Genomic DNA, 20457 nt, shown 5'->3' on the forward strand with positions numbered 1-20457 from the left:
GTCCTGGCGCGGGTCCTGGCGCAGGTCGTGCGGCGCTACGGCCTCCCTTGCGGGTGGACCACCATCGCCGAACCCCCGCCCCGCCGGCTGGTCTCGGCCGCCGCCAGCCACCGGCCGTCCGGCAGCCGCTGCACACCGGTCGCCGCGCCGATCTCCGGGTTCTGCCGGAAGCCCTGGCCGATCGCCTCCAGCTCCGCGCGCACGGGGCTGTTCCACAGGCCCGGCTCCAGCTCGGTGGTGCTCTGGTTGCGCTGGCTGGCCCGCGGCGCGGCGATCGCGTCGACCAGCGGCAGGCCCCGGTCCAGGTGGCCGATCAGGGTCTGCAGCACGGTGGTGATGATGGTGGCACCGCCCGGGGAGCCCACCGCGAGCACCGGGTGTCCGTCGTCGAGCACGATGGTCGGGGCCATGGAGGAGCGCGGCCGCTTGCCGGGGCCGGGCAGGTTCGGGTCCGGGACGCCGGGTGCGGCCGGGGCGAAGGAGAAGTCGGTGAGCTCGTTGTTGAGCAGGAAGCCGCGGCCGGGCACGGTGATCGCGCTGCCGCCGGTGGACTCGATGGTCAGGGTGTAGGAGACCACGTTGCCCCAGCGGTCGGCGGCCGTCAGGTGCGTGGTGTTCTCCCCCTCGTACGTGGTCGGCGCGGCCCTGCCGGTGGTGGCGCAGGGCGCCGGATTGCGCGGGTCACCGGGGGCGAGCGGACTGGTCAGCGCACGGTCCGGCGCGATCAGGCAGGCGCGCGAGTCGGCGAACCGCTGGGAGAGCAGCTCGCGCGTCGGCACCGGCACCGCCGCCGGGTCGCCGACCCAGCGGCCCCGGTCGGCGAAGGAGATCCGCGAGGCCTCGATGAAGCGGTGCAGGTACTGCGCCTCGGACAGCTTCGAGAGGTCGGTCCGCTCCAGGATGTTCAGCGCCTCGCCGACGGTGGTGCCGCCCGAGGAGGAGGGCGCCATGCTGTAGACGTCCAGGCCGCGGTAGCCCACCCGGGTCGGGTCCTGCCGCTTGGTGGCGTACGCGCGCAGGTCGCCGGTGGTCAGGTCGCCGGCGCGGACCTTGCGGGTGGCCGCCGGGTCCACCGGGGGCGTGCGGACGGCCCGGACGATGTCCTCGGCGATCGGCCCCCGGTAGAGGGCTCCGGTCCCCTTGCGCGCGAGTTCGGCGTAGGTGGCGGCCAGGTCGGGGTTCTTGAAGGTGGAGCCGACCGCCGGCAGGGCGCCGCCCGGCAGGAAGAGCTTCGAGGTGGCCGGGAAGTCCTTGAAGCGGTCCTGGTTGAGCTCGGTCTGGGCGCGGAAGGTGCTGTCCACGGTGAAGCCGTCGCGGGCCAGTTTCTCGGCGGGCTTCAGCAGCTTGCCGAGCGGGCGGGTGCCCCAGGCGTCGAGGGCGCTCTTCCAGGTGGCGGGGGTACCGGGGACGCCCACGCCGAGTCCGCTGGTCTGGCCCTCCGCGAAGGGGATGGGGAGGCCGTTCTCCTGGAACAGGGTCTCGGTGGCCGTGGCGGGTGCGGTCTCGCGGCCGTCGATGGTGTGCACGCGGTGCGAGCGCGCGTCGTAGTAGACGAAGTAGCCGCCTCCGCCGATGCCCGCCGAGTAGGGCTCGGTCACCCCCAGCGCGGCGGCGGTGGCGATCGCCGCGTCCACGGCGTTGCCGCCGGAACGCAGGACGGCGATGCCGGCGGCCGACGCGTCGGCGTCGACACTGGCCACGGCCCCGCCGTACCCGACGGCCACCGGCACCTTGGCCGGTGGGGTGGTCGTGGTGGTGGGCGGGGCCGCGGCCCCGGTGGAGACGAGCGCTCCGGCGAGGGCGACGAGCGCTAACTGACGTGCGGCGGGACCACGCATCCGGTTCCTCCAGTCGACGGCCGGTCAGGCCTGGTTCGCGCAGCGTAACTTCACCGCACCCCCCGCGTCAGGAAGGCCGGGTGGCGGCTACCATCCGCCGCATGAACGACGACGTGCGCAACATCGTGCTCGGGGTGATAGCCACTGCCGTCAGCGGCGGGTTCGGCTGGTTCGCCCGGACCTATCTGTGGCGCCGTACGCTGCGCCGCAAGCAGGTGTTCTTCGGGCTGCCGCCCGGCTCCGACTGTCTGTTCGTGGTCAACCGGCAGATGGGCGGCAAGGAATCGTCGGTGCACCGCAACGACGCCTTCGCCCTGCTGGAGATATCCGCGCTGATCAAGGACTGCGGGGCGAACGTCCAGATCGTCACGCACGACGAGGCGCGTCAGGGCTTCGGCGAGCGCGCCGAGTTCTGCGTCGGCGGCCCGACGTCCAACACCCGTACGGTGGCGCACCTGGCCTCGATGCTGCCGGGGGTACGGGTGAACGTCGACTCCCAGGAGCACGAGGACCGGGGCGCGATCCAGGTGGGCGGCGAGGTCTACCGGTGGGCCAAGGAGCAGGTGGAGTACGTGCTGCTGGCCAGGCTGACGGCCGCGCAGGGCGGCCGGCCGGTCTTCCTGCTGTCCGGGCAGACGGCGGTCAGCAACCAGGCCGCGGCCCGCTACCTGGCCCGTCACCACGAGCGGCTGGCCCGCAAGTACGGGAAGGACTCCTTCTGCCTGGTACTGAAGGTGGTCAACTCCCACGCCTACGGACCCGATGTGACCGAGCTTGCGGCCGATGTCACCCGGGCGGCCCTGACACCCGTACCGGCAGCCGCGTGATCCCGTTGATGAAGTTCGACACCAGCCGGCGCGGCGGGCCGGCCAGTTCCGGCGCGGGCATCGCCGCACACCACTCCTCGTAGAGGATGCGCAGCTGGAGCCGGGCGAAATGGGCGCCGAGGCAGACGTGCGGGCCGTCCCCGAAGGAGACGTGCGGGTTGGGTGTGCGGGCCGGGTCCAGGCGGCCGGGGTCGGCGAAGACGCGCTCGTCGTGGTTGGCGGAGGCGTGGAAGACCACCACCTTGTCCCCGGCGCGGATCGGCTGCCCGGCCAGTTCGGTGTCGACGCAGGCCGTGCGGCGGAAGCTGAGCACCGGTGGGTGGACCCGCAGGAGTTCGTCGACGGCCCGGTCCATGGGGACGGACCCGCCCGCGAGCCGGCGGTAGGCGTCCGGGTCCCGGGCCAGCGCGAGCAGGCCGCCGGGGGCCGCGCTGCGCACGGTGTCGTTGCCCGCGACGGTGAGCAGGAAGAAGAACATCTCCAGTTCGGCCGGGTCCAGTCCGGCCTCGGCGAGGGCGGTCATCACGTCGTCGCCGGGGTGTGCGCGCTTGTGGGCGGCCAGTTCGCGGGCGTACGCGAACATCTCGCCGAGCAGGGCCGGTGAGCGCGGGTTGAGCGGTGTGCCGTCCGGGCCGAGGAGCGGAGCCGGGGCGTCCGCGGGGTCCTGGTAGCCGATGATCCGTACGGTCCACTCCAGCAGCAGGGCCCGGCCGGCGGCCGGGACGCCCAGCAGGTCGGTGAGGTTCAGCAGCGCGTATTCGTCGGTGACGGTGCGCACGAGGTCGGCGGCGCCGTCCTCGGCGCTCTCCCGGGCGGCGGCGAGCAGGGCGCGGGCGCGTTCCCGCACCCGCCCGGCGAAGGCGTCGACGCGGGCGGGGGTGAAGGCCCGCGATACGAGCCTTCGCAGCCTGCCGTGTTCCGGAGGGTCCTGGTTGAGCATGGTGCGGCGCAGGAAGGGCAGGTCGGCCGGGTCGGGGTCGCGGATCTGGGTGGCGCCCAGCCAGGAGGAGTACGTCCGGTGGTCGCGCAGGACCCGTACGACGTCGGCGTGCCGGGTGACCGCCCAGAAGCCGGGGCCGGCGGGCCAGCCCTGGATCTCGGGCTCGGCCTGCCACGCCACCGGGTGCCGCTCGCGCAGCAGCCGGTAGCGCTCGTGCGGGACTCCGGCGGCGTAGATGCGGGGGTCGAAGACGTCCGGGACGTCCGCGGCGTGATCCATGGGGCCACCGTGACGGGTGCGCGGCCCCGCCCGCAAGAGCGCGGCCGAGGTGCGTGACGCCGCGCGTGCAGACCCGGGTGCCGACCTGGGTGCCGACCCGCCCGGCGCCCCCGGCCGGGCGCGCCGGTCAGCGGTTCAGGTCGCACTCGTCGGAGGGCAGGGTGGTGTCGGTGCCCTGGAGGATGACGGGGCTGAGGGTGTCCGCGACGGCGGAGACGCCGACGGTGCACACCAGCTGCTTGCGGGCCAGTGCCGACAGGTTGCCCACGGGGAAGGGCACACGGACCGTCATCCCGCGCTCCTGCGCGTACGGGCTCACCGCCACGGCGTCCGCCGTCCCGGCGGGCAGCCGGGGCAGCGCCGTGGTGAGACCGGCCTCCCCGGCCCGGCCGGTGGGACCGTCCAGCAGCAGCCGGACGAGCGCCGCGGGCCCGAGGGTGTAGCCGTCGAACAGGGTGAACGGGGTCGGGACGAGCCGGTCGCCCTCTTTGGACACGAAGTAGAGGACGGTGTTCTTGCCGGACCCGGGGACCTTGACGGACGCGGCGTGGCCGCTCTCGATCACCCCGGTCCGTTTGATCCCGCATCCGGTGAGCAGCAGGGCGCAGCCCGTCAGCACCGCCGTGGCCGCGGCGGCCCGGGAGCTCGTCCTCCGGCGTGTCATACCCGGGCCTCCAGTGGCATGTCGAGGGTGAAGACGGCCCCTCCGGAAGGCCCGTTGCCCGCGAGGAGGGTGCCGCCGTGCAGGCGGACGTTCTCCAGGGTGATGGCGAGGCCGAGCCCACTGCCGGCGGAACGGGTCCGCGCCGCGTCGGCCTTGAAGAACCGGTCGAAGATGTGCGGCAGCACCTCGGGGGCGATGCCGGGTCCGCTGTCCGCGACGTCGATCAGCAGCCGTTCGCCGTCCTGGCCGCCTCGGCCCGGTGCGGTCCGTACGGTGACGCGCACGGGCGCGCCGCCGTGCCGCAGGGCGTTGCCGACGAGGTTGGCGAGGATCACGTCGAAGCGGCGCGGGTCGAGCCGGGCACGCACGCCGTCCGGCAGTTCGGTGACGACCCGGTCGTCCACCCAGTGGCGGCGCTCCAGGGTCTTGCGGACAGCTTCGGCGATGTCCACGTCGTCGAGGTTGAGCTCGGCGGCGCGGGCGTCGAAGCGGGAGATCTCCATCAGGTCCTCGACGAGGACGGCGAGTTTGCCCGTCTCGGCGCTGACCAGGCGCAGGGCCTTGGCGGTGTCGGCGTCGAGGCGCTCGGCGTCCTCGTCGAGGACCTCGGTGACGGCGAGCATCCCGGCGAGCGGGGTGCGCAGTTCGTGGGAGACGTCGGAGGCGAAGCGGCGGGCGCGGACCTCCGCCTCCTGGAGCTCGCGCACGGACTGCTCCAGCGCGCGGGCGGTCTCGTTGAAGGTGCGGGCGAGTCCGGCGAGTTCGTCGGCGCCCCGGACCTCGATGCGGGTGTCGAGGCGGCCGCGGCCGAGGTGCTGGGCGGCCCGGCGCATGTCGCGGACCGGCCGCAGCACGCTGCGGGCGGCCAGCAGGGCGGGCACGATCGCGATGGCCAGGCCCGGGACGGCGCCCTGCTTGGCGGCGTCGACCATGGCCTCGACGGTCTGCCGCTCGGTGGAGAGCGGGACGCTGGCGAAGAAGACGGCCCCGGTGGATTCCTTGAATCCGTTGTGCTCGAAGACCGCGGGTACCCCGACCGTGAGCCACGGGTTGCCGCGCGCGTCCTCGACCCGCTGGAAGGCGGTGTAGTCGTGGCGGCGGACCCTCTCGCGCAGGTTGTCGGTGATCACGCCGGAGGTCGGTGTGTCGGGGTTGGTGGAGACGCGCAGGCTGCCGTACTCGCCGAAGACGATCCACGGGTGCGGTTTGCCGCGCTTGCCGAGTTCGATGACGACCCGCTGGAGCTCCACCTGGTCCAGCGGCAGGCGTATCTCCTGCTGTTCGACCTGGTCCCGCAGCGTGCTGATAGCGGTGTCCTGGGTCTGCTTGAGGATCGCGTTGCGCGCCTGCTGGTAGGTGAGGGCGGCGGTGGTCACCGCGCTGATCGCGGCGACCAGCAGGAAGGCGGCGATCAGCCGGGTGCGCAGGCCCAGCGGCGCTATGCGTCGCACCGGGGCCTACAGGGGCCCGAAGCGGTAGCCGAAGCCGCGCACGGTCTGTATGTAGCGGGGGCTCGCGTCGGGGTCCTCGACCTTGGTGCGCAGCCGGCGGACGCAGGCGTCCACGAGCCGGGCGTCGGCGTGGTAGCTGTGGTCCCAGACGTACTCGAGGAGCTGCTGGCGGGAGAAGACCTGCTCGGGCGAGGCCGACAGGTGCAGCAGGAGCTTGATCTCGCTGGGGGCGAGGGGCACGCGTTCGCCGTTCTTGGCGACGCTCAGCCCGGCGCGGTCGATGGTCAGTTCGCCGTGGTGCTCGACCCCGGGCCGGGCGCCCACCGGGTCGCTGAGGCGGCGCAGTACGGCTTTGATGCGGGCCTCGATGACCTCGGTGCGGGCGGGTTTGACGATGTAGTCGTCGGCGCCGGCCTCCAGGCCGACGACTATGTCGAAGTCGTCGCCGCGTGCGGTGAGCATGATGATCGGCACCTGGCTGTTCTCGCGTATGCGGCGGCAGACCTGGACGCCGTTGATTCCCGGCAGCATCAGGTCGAGGAGGACGAGCTCGGGACGGAAGCCTGCCATCAGGGCGAGCCCCTCCTCCCCCGTCTCGGCGGAACTCACCTCGTGGCCGCGGCGGCGCAGGCCGAGGCCCACACCCTCCCGGATGGAAGGGTCGTCCTCGATCAGCAGTACGCGTGGCATCCGGTCAGTATCCCAGGGTGGTGCGTGGCCTTCCCTCCCGCTACCGGCCGGTCTTGCGCCGCAGGGAGTCCAGCAGGTCGGTGATCTCCGTCAGGCGCAGCGGCCCGGCGAGGAGTACGACGACCAGCGCGAGGGCGGCGGTTCCCGCCCCGGCCGCGGCGAAGTTGCCGAAGGGGTCGGCGGCGCGGGCGGCCGCGTACCCGGCGGCGGCCGCCGGCGCGCAGGCGACCAGCAGCCGCAGGTGGGTCCGTACGGCACTCGCGCGCCGTTCGGTACGGGTCCCCGCGCGCGGGCCGAGCCGGCGGGCGAGGGTGTACGCGGTGACGGCGGCGCCCGCGAGGAACGCGACGGAGGAGGCCGCGGCCATGCCGGTGACCGCCCAGCGCGGGGACAGCAGGAAGTACGCGGCGGCGGACAGCCCGGCGTTGACCCCGGCGATGACCAGGTTCAGGAAGAAGGGGGTCCGGGTGTCGGAGAGGGCGTAGAAACCGCGCGAGAGGACGTACTGCGCGGAGAAGGCGATCAGGCCGGGTGCGAAGGCGATGAGCATGCCCGCCATGACCTCGATGTCGGCGGCGCCGGTGCGGCCGTACTCGAAGACGCTGCCCATCACCCAGGGGGCGAGGGCGGCGAACAGCGCGGCGGCCGGCACGACGAGGGCGGCGCTGGAGCGCAGGGCGTAGGAGACGTCGCGGCGCACGGTGGCGAGGTCGCCCTCGGCGGCGGCCGAGCTCATCCGGGGCATCAGGGCGGTCACGAGGGAGACGGTGATGATGCCCTGCGGGACGACCCACAGCTGGTAGGCGTTGCTGTAGGCGGTGTAGCCGGCGCCGCCGGCCAGGCCGGCCTCCACGGCGTGCTGTCCGGTGGTGGTGGAGAGCCGGGTGACGACCCAGTAGGCGATCTGGTTGGTGAGGACGAGCATCACCAGCCAGCCCGCGTTGCGCAGCGGGCGGCCGAGGCCGCTGCCGCGCCAGTCGAAGCGGGGGCGCCAGCGGAAGCGGGCGGCGCGCAGCGAGGGGACGAGGGCGAGGGCCTGGAGGACGATGCCGGCGGTGGTGCCGAGGCCCAGGAGCCGGGTCTCGGCGGCGGTGAGGCCGCCTGCCGCGTCGTGGGAGACGTAGAGGAAGAGCCCGAACACGCCGATGATCACGAGGTTGTTGAGGACCGGGGTCCACATCATGGCGCCGAACCGGCCCCGGGCATTGAGCACCTGGCCGAGCAGGGTGAAGAGCCCGTAGAAGAGGATCTGCGGCAGGCAGTACCGGGCCAGCGCCACGGTGGTGCTCGCCTGGGCTCCGCTGTAGTCGGTGTACGCCGAGACGATCAGCGGGGCGGCGAGGACCGCGGCGGCGGTGAGCGCCACGAGGGCCGCGGTGCAGGCGGTGAGCAGCCGGTCGGTGTAGGCGGATCCGCCGTCCGCGTGCTCCTTGGCGGCCCGGACCAGTTCGGGTACGAAGACGGCGTTGAGCGCGCCGCCGATGAGCAGCATGTAGATGATGTTCGGGACCGTGTTGGCGACGGCGTAGCCGTCGCCGAGGAGTCCGGTGCCCAGCGCCGCGACGACGACGGCGGAGCGGATGAAGCCGGTGGCGCGGGAGACGATCGAACCGGCCGCCATGAGCGCGCCGCTGCGCAGCACCGAGGTCCTGGCCGGTGCCGCGCCGCCGGCGCCCTGCCGGGCGGCCGCTCCGGTGCCGGTGTCGGTGCCGACGGCCGTGCCCGTTCCGGTGTCGGTGGCCGTCACCGGCGGGCCAGGTAGGCCTGGAACGCCTTGTAGAGCGCCGTGTTGGCGACTCCGTCCATCGGTATCTCCCACTCTCCGAGCGTCTCGACGACCTGTCCGCCGGTGCCGAGCTTCCAGCGCAGCAGACCGTAGGAACGCGCCGCGGGGTCGAGGGTGGAGGGTACCCCGCGCATGTCGTACTCGTGCGCACCGAGGGCGTGGGCGTCGGACATCATGCGCCACTGCAGGGCGTTGCTGGGGCGTACTTCGCGGCGGTGGTCGGCGGAGGCGCCGGTCTGGTACCAGACGCGCCTGCCGGCGGTGATCATCGTGTGGGCCGCGAGGATCTCCCCCTGGTGGACGCCCAGGTAGAGCCGCATGCGGCCCGGCTCCTCCTCGTTCAGCACCTGGTACTGCTGCTCGTAGTACGCGAGCGAGCGGCCGAGCCGGAAACCGTCGCGCTCCTCGGTGATGCGCAGCAGGCGGTAGAACTCGGGCAGGTCCGCGAAGGTGCCGATGACCGTCTCCACACCTGCCTTCTCGGCCTTGCGCACGTTGCGCCGCCATTCCTGGTTGAGGCCCGCCCACACGTCGTCGAGGGAGCGGCCGGCCAGCGGCACGCGGAAGACGTGGCGGGGCTGGGCGTCGCCGTCGTCCTCGCCGCCGCACCGCCTCCAGCCGCGGGTGCGCAGCCGGTCGGCGAGGGCGGCGCCCACCGGGTCGACCTCGGTGGCGAGGACGTCGGATATCTGCCGGCCGGGACCGGCGCCGGACTTGGCGGTGGCCGCGTCCCAGCGGCGGTAGGCGGGGGTGGGGCCGATGCGGGCGGCGAAGGCGCCGGAGGTGCGCAGGTGGCGCATGAGCGGGGTGAGCCAGCGGTCGATGTGCGGATCGGACCAGTCGGCGACGGGGCCCTCGGGAAGGTAGGCGAAGTATTTACGGGTTCCGGGGAATTGCCGGTAGAGGACGAGTCCGGCACCCTGAATCTCTCCGTCCGGACAGTGCCATCCGACCCTTTCCGAGCGCCACAGGTCCTTTACCCGGGCCCAGGACGGGTACTGGAGAAAACTCGCCCCGCCGTGCCGGGAAAGGAACGCCTGGTATTCGGCGACCGACAGGGTGCGTACGCGGAGCTCCCGGTCCTGGTCATGGTCCTGCTGGGCGGGGTTCACGAGCAGTGCACACACGGCTGTCGGCCTTCCTGTTCGTCCTGACGGGCTCTCACAGGACTCTCACAGCCGACCGTGACCGAAGTGCGCGGCGTTTGTGACGGGATGATGACCGTTTCGCTGCGGTGGACGTCACAAGAGAAAGGACGAATTTTTTTCCCCGATTACGGAACCCGAAGTCGAGTAGTTCGCATCCTCTTTTGCGGACGTTCACCACCACCGCTCCTGGAAAGGGCCCTTCGTTGAGCCGTATACGCCGCACCGCCATGGCGGGCACCGCACTTCTGGCCGCCTCGCTGACCGCCTGTTCGGGCGGCAGTGACGGTGGCGGTGACGACAAGGGCAAGACCGAGCCGAAGCCGAAGGCGGCCATGGCGGTCTCGGTCAACCTCACGGGCGATCAGGTCAAGGCGGGCCAGCCGGTGACCGTGACCGTCGCCGAGGGCAAGCTGGCGCAGGTGAAGGTGACCGACGCCAAGGGCGCGGAACTGCCGGGGAAGATATCCGACGACGGAAAGACCTGGACCTCGGAGCGCAACGCCCCGCCCGGCGCGGAGTACAAGGTGGAGGCGCAGAACACCGACAGCCAGAGCGCCACCGCACAGTTCAGGACCGGACCCGCCGACAAGGTGAACAAGGTCTCGATCAACATCTCCAAGGGCAGCTCGGTGGGCGTGGCGATGCCCGTGTCCCTCGTCTTCGACAACCCGGTGACGAACAAGGCCGAGGTCGAGAAGCAGCTCAAGGTCACCACCTCGGACAACACCGAGGGCTCCTGGGGCTGGATCAAGGATCACGACGGCAAGGACCGTGTCGACTGGCGGCCCAAGGACTACTGGAAGTCCGGCACCGACGTGAAGGTCGAGATGCACCTGAACGGCGTGGACTCCGGCAAGGGCGGCGGGCTGTTCGCCCGGGACTACAACACCGATTTCAAGATCGGAAAGGACCGCCGGGTCCAGGTCAGCCTCGACACCAAGAAGATGTCGGTGACCCAGGACGGCCAGGCGCTCAGGACCATCCCGATCTCGGCCGGCACTCCGGGCGGCAAGAAGGCCTCCTGGTCCGGGAAAATGGTGATCATGACGAAGGAGGGCACCATCCGGATGGACTCCCAGACGGTGGGCCTGGACAACGCCTACGACAAGATGGTCGATTACTCGATGCGGCTGACCTGGTCCGGCATGTACGCGCACGCCGCCCCGTGGAACGAGGGCGCCTTCGGCCGCGCCAACAGCAGTTCCGGCTGCGTGGGGATGAGCGACGCCGACGCCAAGGAGTTCTTCGGACAGTCCCAGGTCGGCGACCCCTTCGAGGTGGTCGGCGAAGGCTCGAAGGGCCAGGCGGAAATCGGCAACGGCTACGGCGAGTGGAACCTGTCGTGGGACCAGTGGAAGGCCAAGAGCGCCCTGTCCGGCGCTCCGCAGAACGGCTGAGCGCCGGACCGCAGTTGGTCCACCACAACCGCCCAATCGTTACCGGCACGTAACTTACCCATGGGTTACTTTCGGTAACACGCTCCGGTTACCGTCGGGTCACTTTGACAACCCCGGCGTACGCGAGGAGCGATCGATGCAACGCACCACCACCGCCGCGGCCGTGGCGACCCTCCTGGCGGCAGCCGCCCTGGGCCTGGCCCCCCACCAGGCCCAGGCGGCTCCCCCCACCCCCGTGGCCGCCGTCGACGCCTCGTCGCAGGTGCGCTTCCACGACATCCCCGGCTCCGGCGGCATCACCCTCAAGGGCAACGTCTTCACCCCGGCCGGCGCCGAGAGCGGCCGGAAGTACCCGCTGATCGTGCTGCCCACCAGCTGGGGCCTGCCGCAGATCGAATACATCGCCCAGGCCAAGAAGCTCGCCGACTCCGGCTACATCGTGGTCAGTTACACCTCGCGCGGCTTCTGGCTCTCCGGCGGCAACATCGAGGTCGCCGGCCCGCCGGACATCGCCGACGTCAGCGCCGTCATCGACTGGGCCCTCGCCAACTCCCCCGCCGACGCGGACCGCATCGGCCTCGGCGGGGTCTCGTACGCCGCCGGCATCACCCTGCTGGCCTCCGCCCACGACCCGCGCGTCAAGGCCGTCGTCGCGATGAGCGGCTGGGCGGATCTCATCGAGTCCATCTACTCCGGCCGCACCCAGCACCTCCAGGCCGCCGCGATGCTCGGCGCCGCCGGATACCTCACCGGTCGCCCCGGACCCGAACTCCAGACGCTCCTCGGCAACTTCCTCGGCTCCCGGCTGGACCAGGAACAGCAGATGATCGAGTGGGGCCGGAAGCGATCGCCGTCCGAGCAGGTGGACCGGATCAACGCCAACGGCGCCGCGATCATGCTCGGCAACGCCTGGGGCGACACCATCTTCCCGCCCAACCAGTACGCGAAGTTCTACGAGCGGCTGACCGGCCCCAAGCGGCTGGAGTTCCGGCCCGGGGACCACGCCACCGCCGAGGGCACCGGCCTGCTGGGCCTGCCCAACGACACCTGGACCAACGCGCACCGCTGGTTCGACCGCTACCTCAAGGGCGAGCGCAACGGCATCGACACCGAGGCCCCGGTGCAGATCAAGTCCCGCAGCAACGACGGGTACGAGGGCTACGCCGACTGGAGGTCGGTCGGCTCCGGGGGCACCGAGAAGCTCGCCCTCTCCGACAGCGAGCACCTCTTCGCCAATGTCGACTCCGGCGCCAACGGCGGCATCCTCCTCCTCTCCAGCGCCCTCGACCAGTTCGCCAAGGCGCCGCCGATCGCCTCCATTCCGCTCCTCCCCCGGGCCTTCGCCGCCGTCTGGCAGTCGGAGCGCTACGACGAGGACCGCCGGGTACGCGGCACCGTGAAGCTGCACACCACGCTCACGCCCAGCAAGGCCGACGGCACCTTCGTCGCGTACCTCTACGACGTCGGCCCGCTCGGCATCGGCAAGCTGATCAGCAACGCCCCGTACACCTTTCACGGGAAGGCTCCGGGCAAGGCCTTCGGGGTGGACCTGGAGCTGTTCTCCACCGCCTACGACGTTCCCGCCGGCCACCGGCTCGCCCTGGTCGTCGACACCGTCGACCCGCTCTACATCGAGCACAACCCCGCCGGCGCCCAGCTGACCTTCTCCTCGCCGCGCTCCGATCCCAGTTATCTGTCGGTGCCGCTGCGCGAGCAGTGACATACGGCCGCTGCCGGGTCCGCCCGGCAGCGGCCGGCCGCGCCGTCAGTGCTTGAGGATCTTGGAGAGGAAGTCCTTGGCGCGGTCGCTCTCCGGGGCGGTGAAGAACTGCTCCGGCGTGCGGTCCTCGATGATCCGCCCGTCGGCCATGAAGACCACCCGGTTCGCGGCGGAGCGGGCGAAGCCCATCTCGTGGGTGACCACGACCATGGTCATGCCCTCACGTGCGAGCTGCTGCATGACCTCCAGCACCTCGTTGATCATCTCCGGGTCGAGCGCGGAGGTGGGCTCGTCGAAGAGCAGCGCCTTGGGGCTCATGGCGAGGGCGCGGGCGATGGCCACGCGCTGCTGCTGGCCTCCGGAGAGCTGGGCCGGGAACTTCGGGGCCTGGTCGGCGAGGCCGACGCGCTCCAGGAGCTCCATGGAGCGCCGGTCCGCCTCGCCCCTCCGGCGCCCGCGGACCTTGACCTGGGCGAGGGAGACATTGGCGAGGACCGTCTTGTGGGCGAACAGGTTGAAGGACTGGAAGACCATCCCCACCTCGGCCCGCAGCCGGGCCAGCTCCTTGCCCTCGGCGGGCAGCGGCTCCCCGTCGATCAGGATCGTGCCCGACTCGACGGTCTCCAGCCGGTTGATCGCCCGGCACAGGGTGGACTTCCCGGAGCCGGAGGGACCGATGACCACCACCACCTCCCCGCGGCCGACGGTGAGGTTGATGTCCCGCAGGACGTGCAGCGCCCCGAAGTGCTTGTTGACGTCCCGCAGCTCGATCAACGGTTCGACGGCCATGTACTGCCCTGTCCACTTGTCGGTGTCGGTGTGGCGGAGTGCCCACTTCCACGCAAACTATCCAGCCCCGGAAGGGCACTTCGCACGGGACGGGGCCTGCGACACGCCGGAGCTGTCGGCCGTCAGCCCTCGGAGGCCTCCGCGTAGGCCTGGCTCAGTTCGGGGGATCCGGTCATCGCCCAGGACACCCCCGACTCGATCACGTTCAGTTCCCGGCCCGAGGCCAGCCGGATCACCGGCTGGCCGTTGGGCCACACCCGCCAGCCCGCCCCGGGGATGGTCCGGATGATCACGGTCCCGAGGTAGAAGCCGGCGTCGTTGCCCAGCCAGGGCACCGCCTCGGGGTCCCGGCGCCAGCGGGGCATCAGCTGATCCAGTGCCTCCAACGAGGCCTGGGACTCGTCGAGTTCGAGCCCGGCCGCCCTCGCCTGGACGCGCAGCATCTCGCACTCCGAGAACAACTCGGCGACGCCCTCGGGGTCGTCCGCGAGGGCGGCGGCGAGTCCCGCACCCTGTTCCTTTTCACGTCGGTTCAGCCAGTTGTCCAGGAAAGGGATGTTCATACCGCCCAGCGTCGCACCAGGATCCGCCGCTGGCCACAGGGCGCGCCTGGATCCGCCGGCCCGGATGGCTACCCGAGATCGAGGTCCACGACGACGGGCGCGTGGTCGGAGGCACCCTTGCCCTTGCGCTCCTCGCGGTCGACGTAGGAGTCGGTGACGGCCTTGGCGAAGGCCTCGTTCCCGTAGACCAGGTCGATGCGCATGCCCTTGTTCTTGGGGAAGGCGAGCATCCGGTAGTCCCAGAAGGTGTACGGACGGTCGTACTTCAGCGCGCGCGGGAACACGTCCGAGAGGCCGGCGGCCCTCAGCGCCTCCAGGGCGGCCCGCTCGGCGGGGGTGACGTGGGTGAGGCCCGCGAAGACGGCCGGGTCGTAGACGTCCTCGTCGGTCGGGGCCACATTGAAGTCGCCGAGGACCGCGAAGGGACGCGCGCCGGCCGCGTCCGCGGCGATCGCGGTGGCCAGGGCGCGGAACCAGTCCAGCTTGTAGCCGTAGTGGTCGTGCTCGACCTCGCGCCCGTTGGGCACGTACACCGACCAGACCCGCACGCCGCCGCAGGTCGCGGAGATCGCCCGGGGCTCCTGGACGCCCTCGTAGTCGGGCCCGCCGGGCAGTCCGAGGGCCACGTCCTCCAGGCCGACCCTGGAGAGCAGGGCCACGCCGTTCCAGCGGCCGGTGGCATTGACCGCCGATTCGTAGCCCAGCTCACGCAGCTCGTCGTGCGGGAACTGCTCCGCCGAGCACTTGGTCTCCTGGATGCACAGGACGTCCGTGCCGGAGCTCTCCAGCCAGGCCAGCAGCCGCGGCAGCCGGGCGGTGATGGAGTTGACGTTGTAGGTGGCGATACGCATACGTGCCAACCTACCGCCCGGCACCGACAGTCACAGTTCGGCGGAGTCCCCCGCGGTGAGTCGCCCGTGGTCGGTGCCCCCGAGGGCGCCCAGGACGTTGTCGTAGATCGGCCGGGCGAGGTCGGAGAGGTAGGCGTCGTGGATGTCGAGGGCCCGGCGCGGCTTGACCTCGCGGAGGTAGTCGATCACCTCGGAGACCTTGTTCCAGGGGGCGTGGACCGGGACCATCAGCGTCTCGACGGGGACCCCGGGCACGGTCAGCGCGTCGCCGGGGTGGAAGAGGGAACCGTCCACGAGGTAGCCGACGTTCGTGACGCGCGGAATGTCCGGGTGGATCACCGCGTGCAGTTCCCCGTGCACCTGTACGTCGAACCCGGCCGCGGTGAAGGCGTCGCCGTGGCCGACCGTGTGCACCCGGCCCGGATAGGCGGGGGCGAGCTTCTCGGCGACGCTGCGCAGGGTCCACAGCCGGACCGCCGGATCGGCGTCGAGGGCGGCCCGCAGCCGGCCCTCGTCGAAGTGGTCGGGGTGTTCGTGCGTGACCAGCAGGGCGTCCGCCCCCAGGCCCGCGTCCGGTTCGCTGAAGGCGCCCGGGTCGATGACGAGCGTGCGCCCGTCCTTCTCCAACTGGACGCAGGAATGCAGCCGCTTGGTGAGCTTCATGATCCCAGGCTAGGCCGTTCCCGCCCGGACCGGGCCGGGGCGGTCAGGGCGTGGTGGTGGAGACCACGTAGACCCGGGGCTTGTCGGGGTCCGTGAGGTCCACCGTGATGTCCCGGCCGGGCCGCGGGTCCGCCTGTTCGAGGCTGGTCCCGTACCAGAGGGACTTCGGGCTCCAGGTCCAGCCCGCGACCTCCGAGTCGTGCGGGGAGATCGCCACCTCGCCGGGGTTCAGCGCGGCCCGGCTGGTGCCGACGGCGGCGAGGAAGGCGTCCAGGTCCTCCGGGGTCACCGCGAACTGGGTGAACAACCGGCTGGTGCGCCAGTTGTTCGTCTCCAGGAAGCCGACCCGCCAGGCCTTCGGCGGGATCGGCACCTCGTAGATGCTGCGCTGCACCTTGGAGGGCCAGCCGGGGCGCACCTTGGAAGCGCCGACCCGGGCGGCCTTGTCGCGGCCGCTCTCGCGGCTCTGCTGGGTGGAGATGGCCAGGTAGCCCGCGGGCACGCCGACCAGCAGCAGGATGATGATCGCGGTGATCCAGCGGCGCTTGACGACGTGCCGGCGGTCCTCCGCGGTGGGTGGCGGCGGGCCTTCCGCGTCGGGGGCGGAGGCCTGGTGGGGCAGGGTGGGCGGATTCACTGTTTGTCCTGGTCCTCGGGGCCGGCGGGATCGCGCCGGCCCAGTTGCTGCGCGTAGCGCTCGTACCGCTCGTAGCGCTCGACCCGTCGGCGGGTGGCGCGGCGGAAGCGGCGGGCGACGAGCCGGGCGAGGTCGGCGGCGCCGACCATGCCGGCCTCGGGCCCGAGCTGGGCCTTGGCGATACGGGCCTCGGGGCGGTAGCCGCGACCGGTGAGGTGGCGGCGGAAGGCGTCCCGGGCGGGGCCGATCAGCAGGTCGTCGGCGGCGCTGACCCCGCCGCCGATGACGAAGCAGGACGGGTCGAGGGCCGCGGCGAGGTTCGCGATGCCGACGCCCAGCCACTGGCCGATGTCCTGGAGGAGCTCGACGCACATGGCGTCGCCCTCGCGGGCCAGCTCGGTGATCAGCGGCCCGGTGATCTCGGAGACGTTGCCGCCGACCCGGGCGATGATGTTGTACGCGACCGGCGAGTCGGCGGCGGCCAGCTCGCGGGCCTCGCGGACGAGGGCGTTTCCGGAGCTGTACTGCTCCCAGCAGCCCCGGTTGCCGCAGGGGCAGCGGTGACCGCCGGGGACGACCTGCATATGGCCGAACTCGCCCGCGACCCCGAACCGGCCGCGCTTGACCTGGCCGCCTTCGAGGATGGCCCCGCCGATACCGGTACCGAGCGTGATCATGACGAGGTGGTCCTCGCCGCGGCCGGCGCCGAAACGCCATTCCGCCCACGCGGCGGTGTTGGCGTCGTTGTCGACCATGACCGGGACCGCGAGCCGGGACTGGAGCGCGTCGCGCAGGGGCTCGTCGCGCCAGGCCAGGTGGGGTGCGAACAGCACGCGGGAGCGGTCGGCGTCGACCCAGCCTGCCGCGCCGATGCCCACCGCGTGCACGTCGTGCCGGTCGGAGAGGTCCAGCACCAGCTCGACGATGGTGTCCTCGACGACCTTGGGGCTCTTGGACTTGTCCGGGGTCTCGGTGCGGATCTTCTCCAGGATGATCCCGTCGGCGTCGACGACACCGGCCATCACCTTGGTGCCGCCGATGTCGATGCCGACCGTCGGGACCCGCGGGGCCGTCAGGTGCGAGCGGCGCTCCCGGCTCCCGATGGTCCGCAGGACGGTGCTTCGCGCCGACCCCCGGTGGGTGAGCGTGAGGTCCCGGTACGTGCTCATCGAGTCGTGTCGTCCCTCTTGGGTGCGGTGGTCCGGGGTGCCCGGTCGGTCTCGTCGGCCGGGCCGCTCCGTCCGGCTGCGCCGTCCGTTTCGGCCGTGGCCCGTGGGGTGCCTGCCCCTGATTCTGCCACTCGCTCCAGTTCGTGGCTCAGCTCGTCCAGCTCGGAGCCGCCCGCCATCTGCCGGGTGAGCTCGTCCAGCGTGATCGAGTCGCGGGTGTGGCTGCCCGCCATGGTGCCGCGCTTGAGGAGGACGAAACGGTCCCCCACCAGGTACGCGTGGTGCGGGTTGTGCGTGATCAGGACCACGCCGAGGCCCGCGTCCCGGGCGGCGGCGACGTACTTGAGGACCACCCCGGACTGCTTGACCCCGAGGGCCGCGGTGGGCTCGTCGAGTACGAGGACCTTCGCCCCGAAGTACACGGCGCGGGCGATGGCCACGCACTGGCGTTCACCGCCGGACAGGGTGCCGATGGGCTGGTCCACGTCGCGCAGGTCGATGCCCATGCGCAGCAGCTCGGCGCGGGTGGTCCCGCGCATGAGGTCCACGTCGAGGCGGCGGAGGGGGCCGCGACCGCGGGTGGGCTCGGAGCCGAGGAAGAAGTTCCGCCAGACGGGCATGAGCGGGACGACGGCGAGGTCCTGGTAGACGGTGGCGATGCCGTGGTCGAGGGCGGCGCGCGGGTTGGCGAGGACGGTCTCCTCCCCCTCGATCTCGAAGGTGCCGGCGTCGTGCCGGTGCAGCCCCGCGATGATCTTGATGAGGGTGGACTTGCCGGCGCCGTTGTCGCCGAGGACACAGGTGATCTCGCCCGCCGAGACCTCCAGGGAGACCCCCTGGAGGGCGCGGATGTTCCCGTAGAACTTGCTGACGTCGGTCAGCTTCACCAGGGCGGGGGCCGCCCCGGGCACGGTCGTGGTCTTCTCGGTCGCGGTCACTTGGTCGCCTCCGCCCGCTTGCGCACCCATGCGTTGAGCAGCGTGGCCAGCAGGAGCATCGCGCCGAGGAAGAACTTGAACCAGTCCGGGTTCCACTGGGCGTACACGATGCCGTTGCTGGTCATGCCGAAGATGAAGGCGCCGACCGCCGAGCCGATGGCGGAGCCGTAGCCGCCGGTCATCAGGCAGCCGCCGATGACGGCCGCGATGATGTAGAGGAACTCGTTGCCCACGCCCTCGCCCGACTGGACCACGTCGAACGAGAAGAGGATGTGCTGTCCGGAGATCCAGGCGCACAGGGCAACGCCCATGTAGAGCCCGATACGGGTCTTCACGACGGGCACGCCGGTGGCGCGGGCCGCGTCGGCCCCGCCGCCCACGGCGAAGATCCAGTTGCCGGCGCGGGTGCGCAGCAGGATCCAGGTGGCGACGGCGACGATGGCGAACCACCACAGGACGGTGACCTTGAGGGTGACCGAGCCGATGGTCCACTGCGAGGCGAAGAGGGCGCGGGCGGAGGAGAAGCCCTCCATGTCGGCGATGGTCTTGGTGGAGACCGTGCCGGTGATCAGCTTGGTGAAGCCGAGGTTCAGGCCGGTCAGCATCAGGAAGGTGCCGAGCGTGATGATGAAGCTGGGCAGCCTGGTGCGGGTCAGCATGAAGCCGTTGAAGAAGCCGATGGCCAGGGTGACCAGCAGGGACACGCCGACGCCGACCCAGACGTTGGCGGTCATCTGGTAGCTGAACATCGAGCTGACCAACGCCGAGGTCGTGACCATGACACCGGCGGAGAGGTCGAACTCGCCGCCGATCATCAGCAGGGCCACCGGGGCGGCCATGATCCCGATGGTGGAGGCCGAGTACAGGATCGTGCTGAGGCTGGAGGCCTGCAGGAAGGTGGGCGCGACGATGGAGAAGAAGACGAAGACGGCGACGGCGCCGACCACGGACCCCAGCTCCGGACGGCCGAGCAGCTTGCGCAGGGTGGAGGTGGGGGCGAGCCGTTCGTCGAGCCCGTCGGCGGGCGTGGCCGTGCTCATCGGCTGCCCCGCTTGATGTATTCCTCCAGCTCGGCGGCCTGGTCGGCGGTGACGATCTGCGGGCCGGTGAGCACCGGACGGCCGCCGCCGAGCACGTTCGCGTTGTAGCGGTAGAGCCAGAGCAGGTCGATGGCCTCGTAGCCCTGGAGGTAGGGCTGCTGGTCGACGGCGAAGCCGAGGGCTCCGGACTTCAGGTCGCGGGCCACCGATTCGTTGAGGTCGAAGGTGTCCACCTCGGCCTTGCTGCCGGCCGCGTCCTTCGCCTTGACGGCGGTCGGGGCGAAGGGCGCGCCGAGGGTGACGATGGCATCGACGGAGGGGTCGGCCTGCAGCTGGGCCTGGATCGCCGCCTGGACGGAGGGCATGTTGGTGCCCTCGACGTACAGGTTCTCCATCGTCCCGGAGAAGGTCTTCTTCGCACCTGCGCAGCGCTGCTCGTGGCCCACGTTGCCCTGCTCGTGCAGGACGCAGACGGCCTTCTTGCGGCCGCGCTTGTTCAGCTCGGTACCGACCGCCTCGCCCGCGATCTCCTCGTCCTGGCCGATGTGGGTCAGCGCCCCGTACGCGGCGGACTGGGCGGAGCCGGAGTTGACCGTGATCACCGGGATCCCGGCCTTGGCGGCCTTGGCGAGGACGTCCTTGAGGGCCTCGGGCTTGGCCAGGCTGACGACGATCCCGTCGACCTTCTGGTCGATGGCGTTCTGCACGAACTGCGCCTGCTGCTGTGCCTGGTCGTCGTGGGCGTAGACGAAGTTGATGTTGTCCTTCGCCGCGGCCTCCTTGGCGCCCTTCTGGACGATGTCCCAGAAGGTGTCGCCGTCGCCCGCGTGCGTGACCATCGCGAAGGTCCAGCGCGGGGTCGAGACGGCGGGCCGGCCCGCCGCGGCGGCCTTCGCACGCTCCTCGGCCCGCTTGCCGCCCGTACTGCTGCAGCCTGCGAGCGAGGCCCCCAGTACCGCCGCGAGCACGGCGCCCACGACGCGTACCCCTGTCCGAACCCTAGCCACGTCGCCGCGCCCTTCCCTCGTCACCAATTCGGTCCGTCGAGCCGGTCACCAATCCGGTCA

General features: G+C 71.5%; 19 protein-coding genes. 3 read left to right on the plus strand and 16 right to left on the minus strand.

The genetic code is table 11. The features are described from left to right. Positions 1-35 precede the first annotated feature (35 nt). Complete coding sequence (gene ggt, locus OG373_RS08915; RefSeq protein WP_405437269.1) at positions 36-1838, minus strand: gamma-glutamyltransferase; 1803 nt, start codon at positions 1836-1838, stop codon at positions 36-38. A 101-nt stretch (positions 1839-1939) separates the two neighbouring features. Between ggt and OG373_RS08920 the strand changes: the two genes are divergently transcribed. Next, positions 1940-2665 (plus strand): hypothetical protein, encoded by a 726-nt coding sequence (locus tag OG373_RS08920; protein ID WP_397733748.1) that lies wholly within the window; start codon positions 1940-1942, stop codon positions 2663-2665. Here OG373_RS08920 and OG373_RS08925 read toward each other — a convergent pair. The 6 genes from OG373_RS08925 to OG373_RS08950 form a co-directional block, all read right to left on the minus strand. Beyond that, positions 2625-3884 (minus strand): cytochrome P450, encoded by a 1260-nt coding sequence (locus tag OG373_RS08925; RefSeq protein WP_405437271.1) that lies wholly within the window; start codon positions 3882-3884, stop codon positions 2625-2627. The genes OG373_RS08920 and OG373_RS08925 overlap by 41 nt on opposite strands. A gap of 127 nt (positions 3885-4011) precedes the next feature. Next, on the minus strand, positions 4012-4548 hold the full coding sequence (locus OG373_RS08930; RefSeq protein WP_397733744.1) for a hypothetical protein: 537 nt from the start codon (positions 4546-4548) through the stop codon (positions 4012-4014). Beyond that, positions 4545-5999 carry an ATP-binding protein gene (locus tag OG373_RS08935; protein ID WP_405437273.1) on the minus strand — a complete coding sequence of 485 codons (1455 nt, stop codon included), beginning with the start codon at positions 5997-5999 and terminating at the stop codon, positions 4545-4547. The genes OG373_RS08930 and OG373_RS08935 overlap by 4 nt, the downstream gene beginning before the upstream one ends. Before the next feature lie 6 nt (positions 6000-6005). Continuing rightward, positions 6006-6689, minus strand: a complete 684-nt coding sequence (locus OG373_RS08940) for a response regulator transcription factor (RefSeq protein ID WP_189967914.1) — start codon at positions 6687-6689, stop codon at positions 6006-6008. Between the two features lie 40 nt (positions 6690-6729). Beyond that, a complete protein-coding gene (murJ, locus tag OG373_RS08945; RefSeq protein WP_405437276.1) occupies positions 6730-8436 on the minus strand; it encodes a murein biosynthesis integral membrane protein MurJ in 1707 nt (568 codons plus the stop codon). After that, positions 8433-9602, minus strand: coding sequence for a lipid II:glycine glycyltransferase FemX (locus tag OG373_RS08950; RefSeq protein ID WP_405437278.1), 1170 nt, complete (start codon positions 9600-9602; stop codon positions 8433-8435). The genes murJ and OG373_RS08950 overlap by 4 nt, the downstream gene beginning before the upstream one ends. Positions 9603-9850: 248 nt before the next feature. On the opposite strand from OG373_RS08950, the gene OG373_RS08955 reads away from it, so the two are divergent. Together OG373_RS08955 and OG373_RS08960 are read left to right on the plus strand one after the other, a co-directional pair. Next, positions 9851-11020 (plus strand): Ig-like domain-containing protein, encoded by a 1170-nt coding sequence (locus tag OG373_RS08955; RefSeq protein ID WP_405443995.1) that lies wholly within the window; start codon positions 9851-9853, stop codon positions 11018-11020. A 136-nt stretch (positions 11021-11156) separates the two neighbouring features. Continuing rightward, positions 11157-12740 carry a CocE/NonD family hydrolase gene (locus OG373_RS08960; RefSeq protein WP_405437279.1) on the plus strand — a complete coding sequence of 528 codons (1584 nt, stop codon included), beginning with the start codon at positions 11157-11159 and terminating at the stop codon, positions 12738-12740. 45 nt (positions 12741-12785) lie between these two features. On the opposite strand, the gene OG373_RS08965 is transcribed toward OG373_RS08960, so the two are convergent. From OG373_RS08965 to OG373_RS09005, 9 genes are all read right to left on the minus strand, one after another. Then, positions 12786-13529: an amino acid ABC transporter ATP-binding protein gene (locus OG373_RS08965; RefSeq protein WP_405437281.1), complete on the minus strand. Its 744-nt coding sequence runs from the start codon at positions 13527-13529 to the stop codon at positions 12786-12788. Positions 13530-13651: 122 nt separating this feature from the next. Beyond that, a complete protein-coding gene (locus OG373_RS08970) occupies positions 13652-14092 on the minus strand; it encodes a DUF6278 family protein (RefSeq protein ID WP_189967907.1) in 441 nt (146 codons plus the stop codon). 68 nt (positions 14093-14160) lie between these two features. Further along, on the minus strand, positions 14161-14943 hold the full coding sequence (locus OG373_RS08975; protein ID WP_397733733.1) for an exodeoxyribonuclease III: 783 nt from the start codon (positions 14941-14943) through the stop codon (positions 14161-14163). 30 nt (positions 14944-14973) lie between these two features. Then, positions 14974-15606, minus strand: coding sequence for an MBL fold metallo-hydrolase (locus tag OG373_RS08980; RefSeq protein WP_405437284.1), 633 nt, complete (start codon positions 15604-15606; stop codon positions 14974-14976). Between the two features lie 43 nt (positions 15607-15649). Continuing rightward, positions 15650-16243: a hypothetical protein gene (locus OG373_RS08985; protein ID WP_397733730.1), complete on the minus strand. Its 594-nt coding sequence runs from the start codon at positions 16241-16243 to the stop codon at positions 15650-15652. Beyond that, complete coding sequence (locus OG373_RS08990) at positions 16240-17412, minus strand: ROK family glucokinase (protein WP_081522020.1); 1173 nt, start codon at positions 17410-17412, stop codon at positions 16240-16242. The genes OG373_RS08985 and OG373_RS08990 overlap by 4 nt, the downstream gene beginning before the upstream one ends. Further along, positions 17409-18380 carry an ATP-binding cassette domain-containing protein gene (locus OG373_RS08995; RefSeq protein ID WP_405437286.1) on the minus strand — a complete coding sequence of 324 codons (972 nt, stop codon included), beginning with the start codon at positions 18378-18380 and terminating at the stop codon, positions 17409-17411. Before OG373_RS08995 ends, OG373_RS08990 begins: the two co-directional genes overlap by 4 nt. Further along, complete coding sequence (locus OG373_RS09000) at positions 18347-19390, minus strand: ABC transporter permease (RefSeq protein WP_405437288.1); 1044 nt, start codon at positions 19388-19390, stop codon at positions 18347-18349. Before OG373_RS09000 ends, OG373_RS08995 begins: the two co-directional genes overlap by 34 nt. Next, the gene (locus OG373_RS09005) at positions 19387-20367 is read right to left on the minus strand and encodes a substrate-binding domain-containing protein (protein ID WP_397733724.1); all 981 of its coding nucleotides are present in this window, start codon (positions 20365-20367) and stop codon (positions 19387-19389) included. The genes OG373_RS09000 and OG373_RS09005 overlap by 4 nt, the downstream gene beginning before the upstream one ends. Positions 20368-20457: the final 90 nt, after the last annotated feature.

It is taken from the genome of Streptomyces avidinii, assembly GCF_045161815.1.
In the GTDB taxonomy this organism is placed as follows: domain Bacteria; phylum Actinomycetota; class Actinomycetes; order Streptomycetales; family Streptomycetaceae; genus Streptomyces; species Streptomyces avidinii.